Annotated in this window: 15 protein-coding genes; 7 read left to right on the top strand and 8 right to left on the bottom strand. The window is 62.0% G+C overall.

Features of this window, described 5'->3' with window-relative positions; genetic code table 11:
* Positions 1–4: 4 nt before the first annotated feature.
* A complete protein-coding gene (locus ADN01_RS00295; protein WP_062417980.1) occupies positions 5–1,267 on the bottom strand; it encodes an MFS transporter in 1,263 nt (420 codons plus the stop codon).
* Positions 1,268–1,421: 154 nt separating this feature from the next.
* On the opposite strand from ADN01_RS00295, the gene ADN01_RS00290 reads away from it, so the two are divergent.
* Genes ADN01_RS00290 through ADN01_RS00280 form a run of 3 tightly spaced genes read left to right on the top strand, consistent with a single transcriptional unit; the run spans position 1,422 to position 3,517 of the window.
* Entirely contained in the window at positions 1,422–1,805 is a 384-nt protein-coding gene (locus ADN01_RS00290) for a (2Fe-2S) ferredoxin domain-containing protein (protein ID WP_062417979.1), read from the top strand.
* A complete protein-coding gene (locus ADN01_RS00285) occupies positions 1,802–2,929 on the top strand; it encodes a 6-phosphofructokinase (RefSeq protein ID WP_062417978.1) in 1,128 nt (375 codons plus the stop codon). The genes ADN01_RS00290 and ADN01_RS00285 overlap by 4 nt, the downstream gene beginning before the upstream one ends.
* Before the next feature lie 30 nt (positions 2,930–2,959).
* A complete protein-coding gene (locus tag ADN01_RS00280) occupies positions 2,960–3,517 on the top strand; it encodes an ECF transporter S component (RefSeq protein ID WP_062417977.1) in 558 nt (185 codons plus the stop codon).
* Positions 3,518–3,529: 12 nt separating this feature from the next.
* Here ADN01_RS00280 and ADN01_RS00275 read toward each other — a convergent pair whose 3' ends face one another.
* Positions 3,530–4,348 carry an energy-coupling factor transporter transmembrane component T family protein gene (locus tag ADN01_RS00275; protein WP_075070826.1) on the bottom strand — a complete coding sequence of 273 codons (819 nt, stop codon included), beginning with the start codon at positions 4,346–4,348 and terminating at the stop codon, positions 3,530–3,532.
* Complete coding sequence (locus tag ADN01_RS00270; RefSeq protein WP_062417973.1) at positions 4,345–6,087, bottom strand: energy-coupling factor transporter ATPase; 1,743 nt, start codon at positions 6,085–6,087, stop codon at positions 4,345–4,347. Before ADN01_RS00270 ends, ADN01_RS00275 begins: the two co-directional genes overlap by 4 nt.
* Positions 6,088–6,139: 52 nt before the next feature.
* On the opposite strand from ADN01_RS00270, the gene ADN01_RS00265 reads away from it, so the two are divergent.
* The 3 genes from ADN01_RS00265 to ADN01_RS00255 all read left to right on the top strand — a co-directional run bounded on the left by ADN01_RS00265 (position 6,140) and on the right by ADN01_RS00255 (position 10,012).
* Entirely contained in the window at positions 6,140–7,891 is a 1,752-nt protein-coding gene (locus ADN01_RS00265) for a YgiQ family radical SAM protein (RefSeq protein WP_062417972.1), read from the top strand.
* A 171-nt stretch (positions 7,892–8,062) separates the two neighbouring features.
* Complete coding sequence (locus ADN01_RS00260; RefSeq protein WP_062417971.1) at positions 8,063–9,235, top strand: THUMP domain-containing class I SAM-dependent RNA methyltransferase; 1,173 nt, start codon at positions 8,063–8,065, stop codon at positions 9,233–9,235.
* Between the two features lie 24 nt (positions 9,236–9,259).
* On the top strand, positions 9,260–10,012 hold the full coding sequence (locus tag ADN01_RS00255; RefSeq protein WP_062417970.1) for an alpha/beta hydrolase: 753 nt from the start codon (positions 9,260–9,262) through the stop codon (positions 10,010–10,012).
* An 18-nt stretch (positions 10,013–10,030) separates the two neighbouring features.
* Here ADN01_RS00255 and ADN01_RS00250 read toward each other — a convergent pair whose 3' ends face one another.
* From ADN01_RS00250 to ADN01_RS00235, 4 genes are all read right to left on the bottom strand, one after another.
* Positions 10,031–10,240, bottom strand: coding sequence for a TOBE domain-containing protein (locus ADN01_RS00250; RefSeq protein ID WP_062417969.1), 210 nt, complete (start codon positions 10,238–10,240; stop codon positions 10,031–10,033).
* A 32-nt stretch (positions 10,241–10,272) separates the two neighbouring features.
* A complete protein-coding gene (locus ADN01_RS00245) occupies positions 10,273–11,052 on the bottom strand; it encodes an ABC transporter permease (protein ID WP_201778600.1) in 780 nt (259 codons plus the stop codon).
* Complete coding sequence (wtpA, locus tag ADN01_RS00240; protein ID WP_062417968.1) at positions 11,049–12,125, bottom strand: tungstate ABC transporter substrate-binding protein WtpA; 1,077 nt, start codon at positions 12,123–12,125, stop codon at positions 11,049–11,051. The genes ADN01_RS00245 and wtpA overlap by 4 nt, the downstream gene beginning before the upstream one ends.
* 63 nt (positions 12,126–12,188) lie before the next feature.
* Positions 12,189–13,646, bottom strand: coding sequence for a molybdopterin-dependent oxidoreductase (locus ADN01_RS00235; protein ID WP_062417967.1), 1,458 nt, complete (start codon positions 13,644–13,646; stop codon positions 12,189–12,191).
* Positions 13,647–13,875: 229 nt separating this feature from the next.
* Between ADN01_RS00235 and ADN01_RS00230 the strand changes: the two genes are divergently transcribed.
* A complete protein-coding gene (locus tag ADN01_RS00230; RefSeq protein ID WP_062417966.1) occupies positions 13,876–14,991 on the top strand; it encodes a substrate-binding domain-containing protein in 1,116 nt (371 codons plus the stop codon).
* A gap of 58 nt (positions 14,992–15,049) precedes the next feature.
* On the opposite strand, the gene ADN01_RS00225 is transcribed toward ADN01_RS00230, so the two are convergent.
* Positions 15,050–16,015, bottom strand: a complete 966-nt coding sequence (locus ADN01_RS00225; protein ID WP_113918851.1) for a substrate-binding domain-containing protein — start codon at positions 16,013–16,015, stop codon at positions 15,050–15,052.
* Between the last annotated feature and the right edge of the window lie 83 nt (positions 16,016–16,098).

Below are 16,098 nucleotides of genomic sequence, written 5' to 3'. Positions count from 1 at the left end.
CCGCTCAGGCGGACAGGCTCTTTTGAGCCTCCGGCTTCCACACGGCCATCATCACCGCGGCGACCAGCGCCAAGACGCCCCCAAACAAGAATGGGGCTGACGGGCCAAACCCCGCCCAGCTGCCCAATCCCTGCCACAAAATCCCCGCGATCAGCGAAGCCGGAAGGTCCAGGATGCCCAGCACGGCGTTGTAGGTGCCGTAGGCCGTGCCGCGCAGTTCCGCCGGAACCAAATCGGCCACAATCGCCTTGCTGGAGCCGTAGGCCAGGCCGTAATACAGCCCGTACATCACATACAGACCAAAAATCTGCCAGCCGCTTTGCGCCGCCGAAAAGCCCAGATAAATCAGGGCATACACCACCCACCCGTAAATGATCAGCCGCCGCCGCCCGATCCGGTCGGATAATTTGCCCGCCGGTGCGGATACCAGGGTGTAGATCAGGTTAAACACCACCAGCATGGCCAGAATGCCCGTCACGCTCAGCCCGCGTTCCTGGGCGCGCAGCACCAAAAACGCGTCAGAGGAGTTGCCCAGGTCAAAAATGCTCACGATCAGCATAAAGACCATAAAGCGCTTGCCCAAAGCCCGGAACGCGAACTTGGGCATGGCCCGCTGTCCCTGGCGCGGCACATCCCTGGCGCCAAAGGCCAAGGCGGCCACCGCCAACACTGCCGGAATGATGGAGATCAGCACCACCGTGCGGAAGGTGGACGCCCCCAAAGACACACTGTTCGACTGTGCCATCCACACCACCAGCAGAGCAATCAGCAGGCCCAGCATGGCCCCCGCTGTGTCGGCCGCGCGCTGAAAACCAAAGGCCGCCCCTCGCCTGGACTCTTCCACCGAATCCGCCACCAGGGCGTCGCGCGGGGCCGTGCGGATGCCTTTGCCCACCCGGTCCGCCCAGCGCACCCCTGCCACCATGCCCCAGGTATTGGCAAAATAGAAAAAGGGCTTGGCCAGCATCGAAATGCTGTAGCCCGCCACCGCGATCCACTTGCGCCCCCCCAGCCGGTCCGAAAGCCAGCCGGAGAACAGTTTCAGCAGGCTGGAAGTCGACTCGGCCACACCTTCAATTAAACCGATCAGATTGGTCTTGACCCCCAGCGCGTTGCTCAAAAACAACGGCAGGATGTTGATCACCATCTCGCTGGAGATGTCCATGAAAAAACTGGTTGCGCTAACTGCCCAAACGTTGCGCGGTAAACTGCGCAGGCCCTCATCCGCGGGGCGCTTCGCCGCCTGCTCCACCGTTCGCTCTGTCATCCAACCCTCCCAGACACGCCAAGATGAAATCAGATGTCCAGCGGCTGGCCTTGGCCCCCAATCCAGATGGTCAATCCTTGGACTGCTGCGATTATACTCCCAAACCCCTCCCGCCCGAAGGTTTGCGGTTCCATCCCGGGCGAGTGCGGGTATAATGGATAAAATTCACCGCGTTCAGGAAAGCGCCGCCATGACCTCACCCACGCACGACCGCCGGGTTTACATCTGCTTCAACGGCAACTGCGCCAGCCGTGAATTGGCCCAATCGGTCTACGACCGCCTGGTGCAGCTGACCGAAGAGCACCATCTCAACGACTTTGAAAGCCCCACTTCCCTGAAATGCAAACTGGCCGGATGTCTGAATATCTGCGTCAACGGGCCCACCCTCATCGTCCATCCGGACCGCGTCTGGTATCACCGCGTCGATCTCGCCGCCGCTGAGCGCATCTTCTATGAACACCTGCTCGCCAACCAACCTGTTACCGAGTACGTTCATCCCCTGACGCACACATCACGCCCACCAGGAGGCTCCGCATGAGCTCACAAATTGGCATTCTCACCGCTGGAAACGACAGTCCCGGTCTCAACGCCGCCATCCGCGCCTTTGGCAAAACCGCCCGCTCGGAATTTGGCATGCACCTGATCGGCTTTCAAGACGGCTTTCAGGGCATGGCCGAAGACCGCGCCATCCCCCTGGAAGGCGACCTGCTCTCCGGCATCCTCACCCAGGGCGGCACCCTCTTGGGAACCAGCCCCGACCACCCCCTGGAAGGCAGCCACCCTGAACTGACCGCCTCCATCCTGGAAACCTACCGCCGCCGCCAGCTGGACGCCCTCATCTGCCTGGGCGGGCGCGAAACCCAGGCCAGCGCCCTCTTTCTGGCCCGCCAGGGGCTGAACATCCTCACCCTGCCGCGCGGCATTGACAACGACCTGCCCGAAACGGATCTGTCCATCGGCTGCGATACCGCCCTGGGAGCTGCCGTGGAGGCCATTGACCGCGTACATTCCACCGCATCCTCGCACCACCGCATCCTCATTGTGGAAATCGTTGGGCAGTATTCCGGCTGGCTCACCCTGGGCGCAGGTCTGGCAGGCGGCGCGGATGTCATTCTCATTCCGGAAGTCCCTTACCACATTCGCAAAGTGGCTGACGCCATTTTGGAACGCCGCCAGGCCGGAAAACGCTTCAGCATTATCGCCGTAGCCGAAGGCGCCATGCCTTACGAGCAGATCCAATTCTTTGAACGCTCCCGCAAAGCCAACCAATCCTTACGCCAGGGTGACGACCGCGACCGCGTGGCCGCCCAACTGCACGAAATTGAGCGTCAGGCCACCCGCGGCAACACCCTGCTGCTGGCCAACCGCCTGGAATCCTTCACCCAGCTCGAAACGCGCACCACCATCCTGGGCTACTTGCTGCGCGGCGGCACCCCCTCGGCCACCGACCGCATTCTAGCCACCCGCCTGGGAACCGCCTGTGCGGCCCTGGTGCACGAAAACTGCTTTGGTCTCATGGTGGGCATCCGCCAGGGTGTGGCCACCCCCGTCCCCTTGGAAAAGGTGGCGGGCGGCTGCAAAACCGTCCCCCTGGATGACCCCCGCCTCGACAGCGCCCGCCGTGTGGGCACCTGCCTGGGCGATTCTTACCCATCGGCCTGATCATCTTCAATTCAGGAGGAATCGAAATCCATGCCTGCTTCCCGCACTCGTAAAATTGTCATGACGGGCGTTCTGGCCGCCGTGGCCGTCATGTTGGGCATCACCCGCTGGGGGTTCATCCCCTGGTTTGGGGGCGTCTCGCTCACCATCATGCACGTGCCGGTCATCATCGGCGCGGTTCTGGAAGGCCCCGTGGTGGGGCTGGGAATAGGTCTGATTTTCGGCCTGTTCAGCATGATTCAGGCAGGTGTGGCCCCCAACGGCCCTGGCGATGTGATCTTCACCAACCCCCTCATCTCCGTCCTCCCCCGCCTGTTCATCGGCCCTCTGGCCTGGCTGGTGTGGACCGGGCTGAAGCGTTGGCCGGTTCCGGGGCTGTTGGCCGCAGGCGCGGTGGGCAGCCTCACCAACACCGTGCTGGTTCTGGGCATGATCGGCCTCACCGGGGCCTACCCCTGGCCGGTCATCGGCGGCGTGCTGGTGTCTAACGGCCTGCCCGAAGTGCTCATCTCAGCGGTGATTGTGCTGGCGGTGGTCGCCGCCTGGCGTCAAATTCCTGTCGGGCGCAAGCAGGGCGCCGACCTGTAACCCCCTCACGGGTTAAAGCCAGAACATCGCGCTTTCCACCAACAAAACCAACCCCAGCACTCCCGCATCCCGGGGGTGCATGTTAAATTCGGTCATGCTGGTGTGCGCTTGTCCGCTGCTGTATCCGCGCGCCTCCATCGCCAAAGCCATGTTTTCCGCGCGCCGCAAACTGGTCAGAAACAAAGGGATCACCAGCGGCAGCGCCTGACGTGCCCGGCGCCACAGGCTGCCCCCGCCGCCAATCCCTGCCCCGCGCGAAGCCTGCGCCTTGGCAATCCGCTCCGCCGCCTGCGCCAAAAAGGGCAAAAAGCGCAGCGTCACCTGCACCACCACCACCCAATCGCGCACCGGCAGCCGCAGCGCCGCCAGCGGCTGCAGCAGCTTTTCCAGCCCATGAGTCAATTCTGAGGTCGTCAGGCTCAGAGTCGCCAGGCTCAACCCCAACACCAGTCCGGCAAAGCGCAGCAGCAGCATCCCCCCCACCCACACATCCCCCCAGGTCACGCGTTCCCCCAGCACAGTGAACAACGCCCGGCCCTCATCTGGAACCGCGTTCAAGAATACTTGCAATACGGCCAGAATCAGTAAAAAAGGCAGCGGGGTGATCAGCCCGCGCAGGGCGAACCTCACCGAAAAGCGCCCCACCACCAGCCCCACCAGCACCAGGCCCAACCCCACCCCCAGCCCGGCCAGGCTGCGGCTGAACACCAACCCTGCCAGCAGCCCCAACAGCATCACAATGCGCACACGCGGATCCAGCCGGTGCAGAAAAGAATCACCGGGGACGGATTGCCCCAGCGGCAGGTTGCGCAGGAACTCAAATTCGCTCATACCCCACCTGCCAGGGCTGCATCCACCGCCGCCACCAATTCATCCTCGCTCATCAGCCCCTCGCCCAACGGCCAGCCGCGTTCCCGCAGCCGCGCCGCCACCTGACAGGGCAGCGGGGCTTCCAACCCCGCCTCCCGCAGGTCGGCATCCTGCGCCAACACCCAGCGCGCCGGGCCGCGCAGGGCGTCGCGCCCCTTTTTCAGCACGCTCAGCCCTTCCACCAGTTCGCCCAGGTCTTCCATCTGGTGCGAGGTCATCACCAGGGTCACTCCCTCGCCGCGCAGCTGGCGCAGCCGCCCCAAAAGGTCCGCCCGCGCCAAAGGGTCTAACCCGGCCACCGGTTCATCCAGCAGCAGCACGGCTGGGCGCATGGCCAGCAGAGAGGCCAGAGTCACCTTCTTGCGCTCGCCCCCACTCAGTCCAAATGTCAGCCGGTCTTTATAAGCCGCGAAGCTCAGTCCCACCATCTCCATCGCCCAGGCCACGCTTTCGCGCACCCGGGCGCGATCCCAGCCCAGTTGGCGCGGCCCGAAGGCGATTTCATCCCCCACATAGGTTTCAAACAACTGGTACTCCGGGCTTTGAAACACCAGCCCCGCCCGCCGCCGGACCGCTTGCAGATCGGGCTGGCTGCCGTGCAAGGCGTGCGGCCCCACCCACACCCGCCCCTCCTGCGGGCGCAGCAGACCGTTCATGTGCTGCAGCAGGGTAGATTTGCCCGAACCGGTGCCGCCTGCCAGGCCGTAGGACTGCCCTTCGCCAATTTCCAGGCTCACCCCGCTCAGCGCGCGGTGCGCCAGGGGGGTTCCGCGCAGGTAAATGTGCCCCAGCTCTTCCACCCGCACGGCTGCCTCGCGCGCCGCTGGAAAAAAAGGCTCGTCTTCACCCGCGGGCAGAGCCATTATCCCCCCATACACAGGCAGCGCATCCATCAGACGCCCGCCGGTCAAAATGCCTTCCGGCAGCTCCGGCAGTCGTTTCCGCAGTCGCTCAGCCAGCAAGGCCGCCAGCGGAGGCCGCAGCCCCCAGGCACGCAGCTCTCCCCGCCGCGCGAAGATTTCTTCCGGGGTGCCGTCCGCGGCTACCCGCCCATGAGAAAGCACCACCATACGCTGGGCCTGCACCGCCTCGCGCATCAAATGGGTCACATACACCACCGTTACCCCTTCGGCGTGCAGCTGCCGAACGATCTCCATCACCTTGCGCCGCCCCGCCGGGTCTAACATGGCCGTGGTTTCGTCAAAAACCAGCACCCGCGGGCGCATCACCAACACCCCCGCCAGCGCCAACCGCTGCATCTGTCCAGCAGAAAGCAGGTGCGGAGGCCGTTGGCGCGCTTCCCACAAGTCAAATTCCACCAGCATCTCGCTTACCCGCTGGCGAATTTCCTCCGCGGGGCGGCCCAGGTTTTCCATGCCAAAAGCTACGTCCTCTTCCACCACCCCCGCCACCAGTTGATCTTCTGGATTTTGAAAGACCATGCCCACCATCGCGCGGATGGCCGCGTGCTGCTGGACCTCGCGCGTATCCATACCCGCCACGCGCACCGTGCCGCTGGAGGGGATGAACAAAGCGTTTAAATGCCGCGCCAGGGTGGTTTTGCCGGAGCCGTTGGCCCCCACCAACGCCACAAATTCCCCCTCCTCAATCCGCAGCGAAAGATCGTCCAGCGCGGTCACCACCGCCCCGCTGGCGCTTTCATAGCGATAGGTCACATGATCCAGTTCAATCAGAGCCATGCTTGTTTCCCGGTCGTTTATTATAAGCGATGATGATACAATACGTTGAACCATGTCTGAAACCGCCTACCTGCCCACCACCCCCCATGAGCTGACCGCGCGCGGCTGGGATCAGTTGGATGTCATCCTGGTCACCGGCGACAGCTACATCGACAGCCCCTTCATCGGCGCTGCCGTCATCGGCCGCGTGCTGGAGGCGGCCGGGTACCGCGTGGGCATTGTGGCTCAGCCCGACCCCGCTAACCCGCAGGATATCGCCCGCCTGGGCGAGCCAGCCCTGTTCTGGGGGGTCACCGCCGGCAGCGTGGATTCGCTGGTGGCCAATTACACCGCCAACAAAAAGAAACGCCGCGACGATGATTACACCCCCGGTGGCCAAAACAACCGCCGTCCCGACCGTGCCTCCATCGTGTATGCCAACTGGATTCGGCGTGCCTTCAAGAACACCCGTCCCATCGTCCTGGGCGGCATCGAAGCCAGCCTGCGCCGTGTGGCCCATTACGATTATTGGGACAACACTTTGCGCCGCTCGCTGCTATTTGACGCCAAAGCCGATTATCTGCTCTACGGTCTGGCCGAAAGCTCTGTGCTGGAGCTGGCCGCCCATCTGCGCTCCGGTGCGGATCCCAGCGCAGTGCGCGGGCTGTGCTACATCGCCGCCCAAAAGCCTGAAGGCGCCCTGGAACTGCCCTCTTTCGAACAGGTCAGCACGGATAAGCTGGCCTTCATCGAAATGTTCCACAGCTTTTATCAAAACAACGACCCCATCACCGCCCGCCGCCTGGCCCAGCGCCACGGCAACCGTTGGCTGGTGCACAACCCCCCCGCGCCTTACCTGACGCAGCCGCAGATGGATGCGGTGTTTGCTTTGCCCTTCCAGCGCGGCCAGCACCCCCATTACCAGGCCCAAGGCCCCGTTCGCGCCCTGGAAACCATCCGCTTTTCCATCTCCACCCACCGCGGATGCTACGGCGAATGTAATTTCTGCGCCATTGCCGTCCACGAGGGCCGCACCGTGCACTGGCGCAGTGAAGATTCCATCCTGGCCGAAGCCGCTGCCCTCACCGCCCTGCCGGGTTTCAAAGGCATCCTGCAGGATGTCGGCGGCCCCACCGCCAACATGTACGGCTTTGAATGTGATAAGAAGGTCACCAAAGGCCCCTGTCCCGACCGCCGCTGCCTTTACCCGGTGGTGTGTTCGGCCCTGCGCCCCAACCACAGCAAGCAAACCCGCCTGCTGCGGCGGCTACGCGAGCTTCCCGGCGTCCGCAAGGTGTTTGTGGCCTCCGGCATCCGCTATGATCTGATCCTCAAAGACCGCCAATTCGGCCGTGCTTACTTAAAAGAGATCGTCGAACACCACGTCTCCGGCCAAATGAAGGTGGCCCCCGAACACACCCAGGCTCATGTCCTGCAAAAAATGGGCAAACCCGGCCCCCAGAGCCTGCTGGATTTCAAAGCCCAGTTTGATGCTCTCAGCCGTGAGGTGAAAAAAGAGCAGTATCTCACCTACTATCTCATCGCCGCCTACCCCGGCTGCAGCGAAGCCGATATGCTCGCCCTGCGCCAGTTCACCAGCCAGCAGTTGCAAACCCATCCGGAGCAGGTGCAAATCTTCACCCCCACCCCCTCCACCTACGCCAGCCTGATGTATTACACCGAGATGGATCCCTTCACCCGCCAGCCGCTGTTTGTGGAAAAAGATCCGCAGCGGAAGGAGCGCCAGAAACAGATAGTGCTTGAAAAAGCGCCCCTTCCGCCTGCCCGCAAGCCGTCAGCGGCTAGGGGTTCCGGTCGTAAATAATCACCGTACCTGGGCCTACTGTCTGCCCAGGATCCGCGTCCAGTTCAGCCCCCATCTGAAACTTCCAAAAAGCTCCTCTCGAGAGATCAACCGCTTATAGATCACTTTTTTCCACATCAAGTCCATTGTTCAAGCGTATAATCGAATCATCTTGCTGTGAAAGAGGTATGGATGGATCCCTTGCGCTTGTTTATCGTCACCGCCCCAGGGGTAGAGGCATTCACCGCTCAGGAGTTGGCCGCCTGCGGACTGGCGGTACAGCCCGGCTCTGCCCAACCCGCCGCGCAAGGGGGCGAAGAAACGGGCGGCATTACCCTGCTGGGTGATTTAGCCGCCATCTACCGCGCCAATTTGCACCTGCGCACCGCCAGCCGCGTTTTGGTGCGCATGGGTGAATTTCACGCCACCGCCTTTTCCGAGCTGCGCAAGAAAGCCAGCCGCCTGCCTTGGGGCCAATTCCTGCGCCCTGGCGTGCCCCTGGCTGTGCGCGCCACCTGTCACCATTCCCGCCTGTACCATTCCGACGCCGTGGCAGAACGTGTGGCCGGGGCAATCTCAGATGCTTTAGGTCGCCCGTCCCTCTGGGCGCGCGCCGATGAAGACGCCCCCGAGCCGCCCCAGCTGATCATCGCCCGTCTGGTCAACGATCAAGTCACCCTCAGCCTGGATTCCTCCGGTGCGCACCTGCACCGCCGCGGATACCGCCTGGCCACCGCCAAGGCCCCCCTGCGCGAAACCCTGGCCGCCGCCGTGCTTTTGGCCTCCGGCTGGGACGGCCGCTCTCCCTTGCTGGATCCCTTCTGCGGCTCCGGAACCATCCTCATCGAGGCCGCCCTGCTGGCCCGCCGCATGGCCCCTGGCAAGCACCGCCGTTTTGCCTTTCAAAACTGGGTTAATGATGATGCGCGCCTGTGGAAAAGCCTGTTGGATGAGGCCAACGCCCAGGAAATCCCCTGCCCAGCCCTGCTGCAAGGCTCCGACCGCGACGCAGGCGCCGTCCAAAGCGCCCAGGCCAACGCCGAGCGCGCCGGTGTGGCCGAAGACCTGCAGTTGAGCTGCCTGGCCGTTTCCGCCCTCAACGCCCCCGCCGGCCCCGGCTGGGTGGTCACCAATCCGCCCTACGGGCAGCGCATATCTTCTTCTGCTGATCTGCGCAACCTATACGCCCGCTTTGGGCAGGTCCTGCGCGAGCAGTGTCCCGGCTGGCAGGCCGCCATCCTGTGTAACAGCGAAACTCTCGTCCACCAGACGCGTCTGGCTTACGAAAAAGGCATCCCCTTCGTCAACGGCGGGCTGCCCGTGCACCTCACCCGCGCCCGCGTACCGCACAAATCCCATTCCTAATCCGCAAACGCACCGGAGGATCCTATGGAAAAACTGTTCATCAACCCCCACATGGACGGATCGTCCTTCTTCTTCCCCGGAGGCCCGGTGGGCATTCTGCTGATCCACGGCTTCACCGCCACCACCGTGGAGGTGCGCCCGCTGGGTGAATTCTTCCGCGATCACGGCTACACCGTCGCCGCCCCGCTGCTTCCGGGTCATTTCACCACCCTGGACGATCTCAACGCCAAAAAATGGCAGAACTGGACCAATGCAGCTGAAGACCAGCTGCACCAGCTTCTGCACACCTGCGAACAGGTGTTTGTGGGCGGGGAATCAATGGGCGGTTTAATCAGCCTGTACCTGGCCGCCCGCACGCCTCATATCCGCGGGCTGATGCTGTTTGCTCCCGCCCTCCAATCTCCCAATTTGTGGATGGCGGAATGGCTGGCCCCCTTCATGCGCCACACCCGCCCCAGCCCATTGGATGAGGTCACCCCCTGGCAGGGGTACGCCGCCAAACCCCTGCGCGCCGCTGCCCAGCTCTACCGCTTTCAAGGTGTGGTGCGCGCCCTGCTGCCGCAGATCACCCAGCCCGCGGTCATCTTCCAAAGCCACCACGACCAGACCATTGATCCCGTCAGCGCAGAAAAAGTCCTGGAAGGCATCGCCTCCCAGGACAAGAGCCTGCATTGGATGGATCAATCCGGGCACTGCATTCTGCTCGACCCGGATTTTCCCGCGGCAGCGGAGCTGTGCCTGCAATTCGTTCGCAAACATACCGCCCCCACCGCCTGACATAGACTCACCGCACGTCTACTCGATGGCCACCAGCACGTTGGAGGCCTTAATCACCGCGTACACCTCTTTGCCAACTTCCAGCTTCAAGGTTTCTACCGAGCTTTTGGTGATCACCGAAACCACCTCGGTCCCGCCGGGCAGTTCAATCACCACCTCCGAATTCACCGCACCGGGGGTGATCTGCTTTACCTTACCTTTTAACACATTGCGCGCACTGATTTTCATACCGTCCTCCTTTGGGGTTATCTGAAAAAGTCTTATGGCTTTTCAGGCCGCAGCAGCACCGTGCGCAGCAGGCTGAACACCACCAGGACCACTACGATTAAGATTACCGCTACTGGCTGGGCTGAGTCAAGCCCATATCCCTGAAAACGTTCGAAAATCAGCACCGGAACCACTTTAGGATGGTAGGCCAAAATCACCACCGCCCCAAATTCACTGATTCCGCGCGCCCACATCATCAGCATACCCCCCAACACCCCGCGCCAGGCCTGCGGAAGAGTCACCAGCCAAAAGGCCTGCCAGGGTGAAGCCCCGTCAATCATGGCCACGCGTTCCATCTCGGCGTCCACCATCCGAAAAGATTCGCGGCTGGCGTTCACCAGATAGGGGATGCTCACAAACATCATCGCCACCACAATGCCGTTCAGGTCGTCCGTGAAATGGATGCCCAGGGGCTGAAACAGCTTCCCCAAGGTTCCCTGCCGCCCAAACACCAGCAGCAGCGCCACGCCCGCCGCCGTGTGCGGGATGACCACCGGCAGATCTACCACAGCTTCCACCACGCGCTTGCCGGGAAATTCGGTGCGCGCCAGCAGATAGGCCAGCGGAACCCCGCCTACCACCGCCAGCAGGGTGGCCAGGCCCGCCCCGCCAAAGGTGTACAGCATAGAGCGCCCCACTTCTGCATCGCTCAGAGTCGCCGCCAAATTTTCCAGCGGGGTGCTGAGCAGCGTGTTGGCCAGCGGCAGGCCAATGAACAGCAAAACCAGCCCGCCCGCCATCCAGGAGAACACCCAGAAAGGCGAAAACTTCACGGTGCGGCCGTCACCAGAGGCTGAAGTTTGGCGGGAACCTGATCCCAGTGGTCCGCGGTCACCTGTTCAAAGATGGGATGGGAGTAAGATTCCATAATCTGGCGTCCCTCCGGCCCCAATAAAAAGGCGATAAACTCCACAGCGGCTTCTGGATGCGGGGCATTGGCCGGAACGGTGATACCGTACCCAATCTGTTCCCCGCGAAATTCGGGCTTAACGCTGGCAAAACGTTGAAAATCCAGCTTCACCGTGGCCTGGCCGTACACATCGTCCATACCGGCTTCTCCCAGGTTCAGCTCCGGCGGCAGGGCGGCCAGCTTAAGTCCGTGCTGCTCGATCACACTCTCATATTCAAAAGCGTAATCCAGATCGCCTGATTCCAGCAAGGCGATGAGCTGAATGCTGGCCCCGCGAATGACCACATGCGCGTCCTTCTTCGTCTCCAAAATCTCAGGGATGTGAATCAGCGTCCCGCCGCTGCCGTCCCCCACCAGCATGACCGGATAGCGGAACTGGCCCATGAACATCTGGTCAAAAAGATCCGCGGGGGCCTGTTTGCCCTGCGCCAGCGTAAAGACCATCATCGCCCGGTAGCCCGAAGCGTCAAAGCGCGGATCAGCAATACCTACGCGCACATCCGGGCGAGTCAAAATTTCCCAGATGTTCTCAGAGGTGACCTCATCCGCGTACCGGCTGCGCTCGGTGTAGGCGATCCCCAGGCGGTTGGTGGCAAAGCGCAAAGCCCAGGCGGCGTAGGGCTTACCGGTGGCCGGATCGCTGCGGTCGTACATCAGCAGGGGAATCAGGGCATCATCGGCGGTCGCCACCACGTCAATCTCTTCGTGCAGCTCCGTGGCGTGGCGCATCACCTGAATGCTGCCGTGATATTCGTTCAGCACATCCACATCCGGATGGGCTTTTTCAAAGGCCGCTTCCAGCGCGTCAAAAGGCTGAATCAGGCTGCCCGCCGCAAAAACCACCAGGGGCGTTTTTTCTTTCGGGGTTGAGGCGCAGCCCGCCGCCGTAATTAGAATCATCGCTGCCGTCAGCAGCCACCGCAGGCATTTTGTCATGGCACACTCACAATAAAGAATCCGGGCTGGCCTTGTGCAGGTCAGCCCGGTCTGAAATCGGATTTACTTGATTTCGAACTTGACGATCTCTTTCACCCAGGTGCTGCTTTCCAGCCCGGGCATGACCGCGTTCAGCTTGCCGTCCTCGGTGAACTGCACCAGGCAGTCTTTGCAGGCCAGCACATCCGCCATCTTGGCTTCCGCGGTGTACCCATCCGAGGCCGTCAGCACCAGCGTGGCAGCTTCCACCTTCACCTTAACCACGTCGAACAAAGTCTTCAGGAGCACACCCTCCACATCCATCTTGCCCTTCTTGGGGTGTTCCACATTCAATTTGACCACTTCCAATTTCTTCAGATCGTCCATCGTCCAGCCGGTGGGCGTTTCCACCATACCCGTGATGACGAAATCGCCGCTCACCTCGGCCGCCGGCGCAGGGGCCGCTTCGGTCGGCTTGACTTCTTCGGTGGAGGCGGATTCAGCGGCAGGCTTGGCGTCCAGATGCACAATGATCTGGGCGATGGAGCCAATGCTGTCTTTCTTGGTCGCGTCACTGCCCACCAGATGCAGCGGGAAGTCCTTCTCGGTCAGCGGATTGCCGTTCATCAGGTAGGCCACGATCATGTTGTCGTTGCGTTTTACCTTCGCACTGTCGAACGTCACCGAATAGCCGTCCTTGGCCACCACTTCCACGGTGTAGCCCGCGTCCGCCAGAGCGTCGTTGAAGGCCGGGCCGTTGTGCTTGATCTCATCATCCACATAGCCCACCAGCAGCCACAGGGGAATCCCCGTCCACTCCTGGGCTTTATCGTCCGTCCAGGTGGCCTTATGGCAGTTTTCCGCCGCGCCCGATTCAAACGTCCCGCGGTCAATTTCTTGGGTGATGGCGCCGTCCAGAACCAGCGTCCATTCCTCGCCCATATCCTTTACGGTGAGTTTGCTCACCCACTTTACCGCCCAGTGGCCGTCCACCACCTGGTTTTTCTCCGCGCTGATCACCGCCACGCGCAGTTGGCCGTCCCGTTTGGCATCCAAAGGTTGGCCGTCCATCTCATACGCCAGGATCACCTGCAGCGGTCCTGAAACCTCGATTTCATCTCCGGTCACCGGGTCATAGGTGATGAAATCGCCCTCTGTGATCTGGTCCGCCGAATAGGTGATGGCGTAGCCGTCTTCAGCTTCAAGCTGAACGCCCAACTCAGGGGTCAGGCCGCCCATATCCTTCAGCAAATCGGTGATCAAAACGCCCTTGAACAGGGCCGGCGGGGTGATTTTCCCCGTGCTCGATTTGATACCTGCATAGCCTTCCACCGCCGGCATCTTGAGAACTTCTTCCAGGGTCAATTCAAGGCTCTTCTCCCCGCTCAAAACGGTCAACGCGGGCAGCTCAGGGGCCAGCACCTCGGCCGCCGTGGGCACAGCGGTGGGCGCAGCCGTCGGTTCGGGCGCAGCCGCGGGTTGGCAGCCCGCTAAGATCAGGCTCAGCGCCAGAATGAACGCAAGCAAAGTGTGTTTACGCATGGGTTTCTCCTCAGAAATAGATGTTTGGGTCTTCAAAAACGAAAGGGCGAATAAAGTATATTTGTATCTATACAATTATCCGTTGCTAAGTCTAATCGTTCCTACCCCGCTTGTCAATCTTCCCAGGGGAGCAGTCTTCAGCGCATGCCCTACCGTTGTCATTTTCACCCGCAAACGATATACTCAACACAAGGGGTTCACCCGCAGCCGCTACGATGAAGGTGCGCACATGGACGAAACCTATTTGTATCAACAGATCGCCGAATCCATCCGCCAGGAGATCCTCAGCGGCCGCCTGCAGCCGGGGGACCGTCTGCCCGCTGTGCGCCAGATGTGCGCCCGTTGGAACTGCACCCCCGGTACGGTGCAGCGCGCCTACAACGAGCTTTCCCGCCAGGGGCTGCTGGTCAGCCGCGCTGGACAGGGAACCCAGGTGGGCGAGGCCATCCCCCCCGCCCAGGCTCAGACCCAGACCGTCATCCGTCAGGCCAGCCTGGTGCACCGCGCCGAAGCTTTCCTGCTGGAAACGCTGACCGCCGGCCACACCCTGGAAGAGGTGCAGTCCGCTTTGCAGTTAGCCATGGACCGCTGGCGCACTCTGGAACACCAGCAGCACATCCCCCTGCGGCGCGTCCTGCGCTTTGTAGGCAGCCATGACCCCCTGCTCAACGCCCTGGCGGCCCAATTCAGCGAGATTGTGCCCGGCTGCGCCCTGCAAATTGCCTACGCCGGCAGTCAGGGCGGCTTGCAGGCTCTGGCCGAAGGCCGCGCCGATCTGGCGGGCTGCCATCTGTGGGACCCGCACAGCGGCGGCTACAACCGCACCGCCGTGCAAAAGGCCCTCCCCGGCCGAAAAATGGCCCTGCTCACCCTGGCTCACCGCCGCCTGGGTCTCATCATCCCCCCCGGCAACCCGCTGAAACTAAGCGGCCTTTTGGATCTGGCTCAGCCGCGCGTTCGCTTTGTCAACCGCCAGCCCGGCTCGGGAACCCGCGTCTGGCTGGATGCCATGTTGGAACAGGCGGGCATAGCCCCCCAAAACATCCAGGGCTACAGCGACGAGCGCCTGACCCATTCCGACGTGGCTCGCGCAGTGGCCGAAGGCGCCGCTTCCACCGGTCTGGGCCTCGAATCCGCGGCCCTGGCCTACGGCCTGGATTTCATCTTCCTCACCCGCGAACGCTACGATCTGGTCGCGCCCGCCGAGGCCCTGGCCCAGCCGCCTCTGAACGCCCTGGCTGACTGGCTGGCTTCCCCCGCTGGCAAAGATTTCATCTCCCGTTTCCCCGGCTATGAAAACCAGGAAACCGGTCAGATTCACCTCGCGGACCCACCCCAGACATAATAAAACGGGCTGAGCAAAATGAGTTTGCCCAGCCCGCACGCTTGCTTAACCGCCCGGTTTACTTCCCGACGGCGTCTTCAGCTTTACCCGCGTCTGCAAAGAACAGTGGCTGGCCGTATTTTTCCACGCCAAATTCAGAAATCATTTTCTGCGTGTCCGCCGCCACCAAGAAATCAGCGAAAGCCTTGGCCCCTTCCACATTCACCTTGGGCCATTTCTCCGGGTTCACGGTGATCACATGGTAGATGTTCAGCAGCGAAGCGTCGCCTTCCACCAGAATTTCCAATTCCAGCGTATCTTTCTGCGCCAGGTAGGTCGCCCGATCGGTCAGGGTGTACCCGGCCTTTTCCGAAGCGATGCGCAGGGTTTCGCCCATGCCCTGCCCCGACTGCAAATACCAATCGCCCTCAGGGGTGATCCCGGCAGCCTTCCACAAATTAAGCTCCATCTTGTGCGTGCCCGAATCGTCGCCGCGGGAAACAAACACCGCCTTGCTTTCCGCAATTTTCTTGAGCACGTCCGCCGGAGCTTTCACACCCTTCACCCCCGCCGGATCTTCCTTGGGCCCGACAAAGATGAAGTCGTTGTGCATCACCAGCAAGCGCTCCTTGCCAAAGCCCTGGTCCATCAGCTCTTTTTCCGCGGCGGGCGCATGCACCAGCAGCACATCCGCGTTGCCTTCTTCGCCCATTTTCAAAGCCTGACCGCTGCCCACCGCCACCATCTTCACCTGGTAGCCGCTTTTCTCCTGAAATACGGGCAGCAGCACGTCTAACAGGCCCGAATCACGCGTGCTGGTGGTGGTCGCCAGAATCAGTTCCGTGACCGCCGGTGCAGCAGGGGCCGCCGGGGCTTCTGCGGTGGGGGCCGCGGGTTCCGCCGGAACATCCGTTGGGGCTGGAACATCCACTGGGGCTGGAACAGCCGTCGGGGCTGCGGGCGCCGCGGGGGTGCACGCCGCCAAAACCAAAGCAAAGGCCAACATCAGCGCCATCCACGGGCGCATTTGAGTGAGTGAACGCATAATCATCTCCTGAGAAATACAGTATATTTGTATCGCTTCATTTGATTATACTGCATCTTGCGCCACTCTCAGGCAGTCCTCCC

Origin of the sequence: Levilinea saccharolytica, from assembly GCF_001306035.1 — a bacterium.
Taxonomy (GTDB): Bacteria; Chloroflexota; Anaerolineae; order Anaerolineales; family Anaerolineaceae; genus Levilinea; species Levilinea saccharolytica.
Note: the sequence above shows the minus strand (reverse complement) of the source record. Positions and strands in the feature narration are given on the sequence as shown.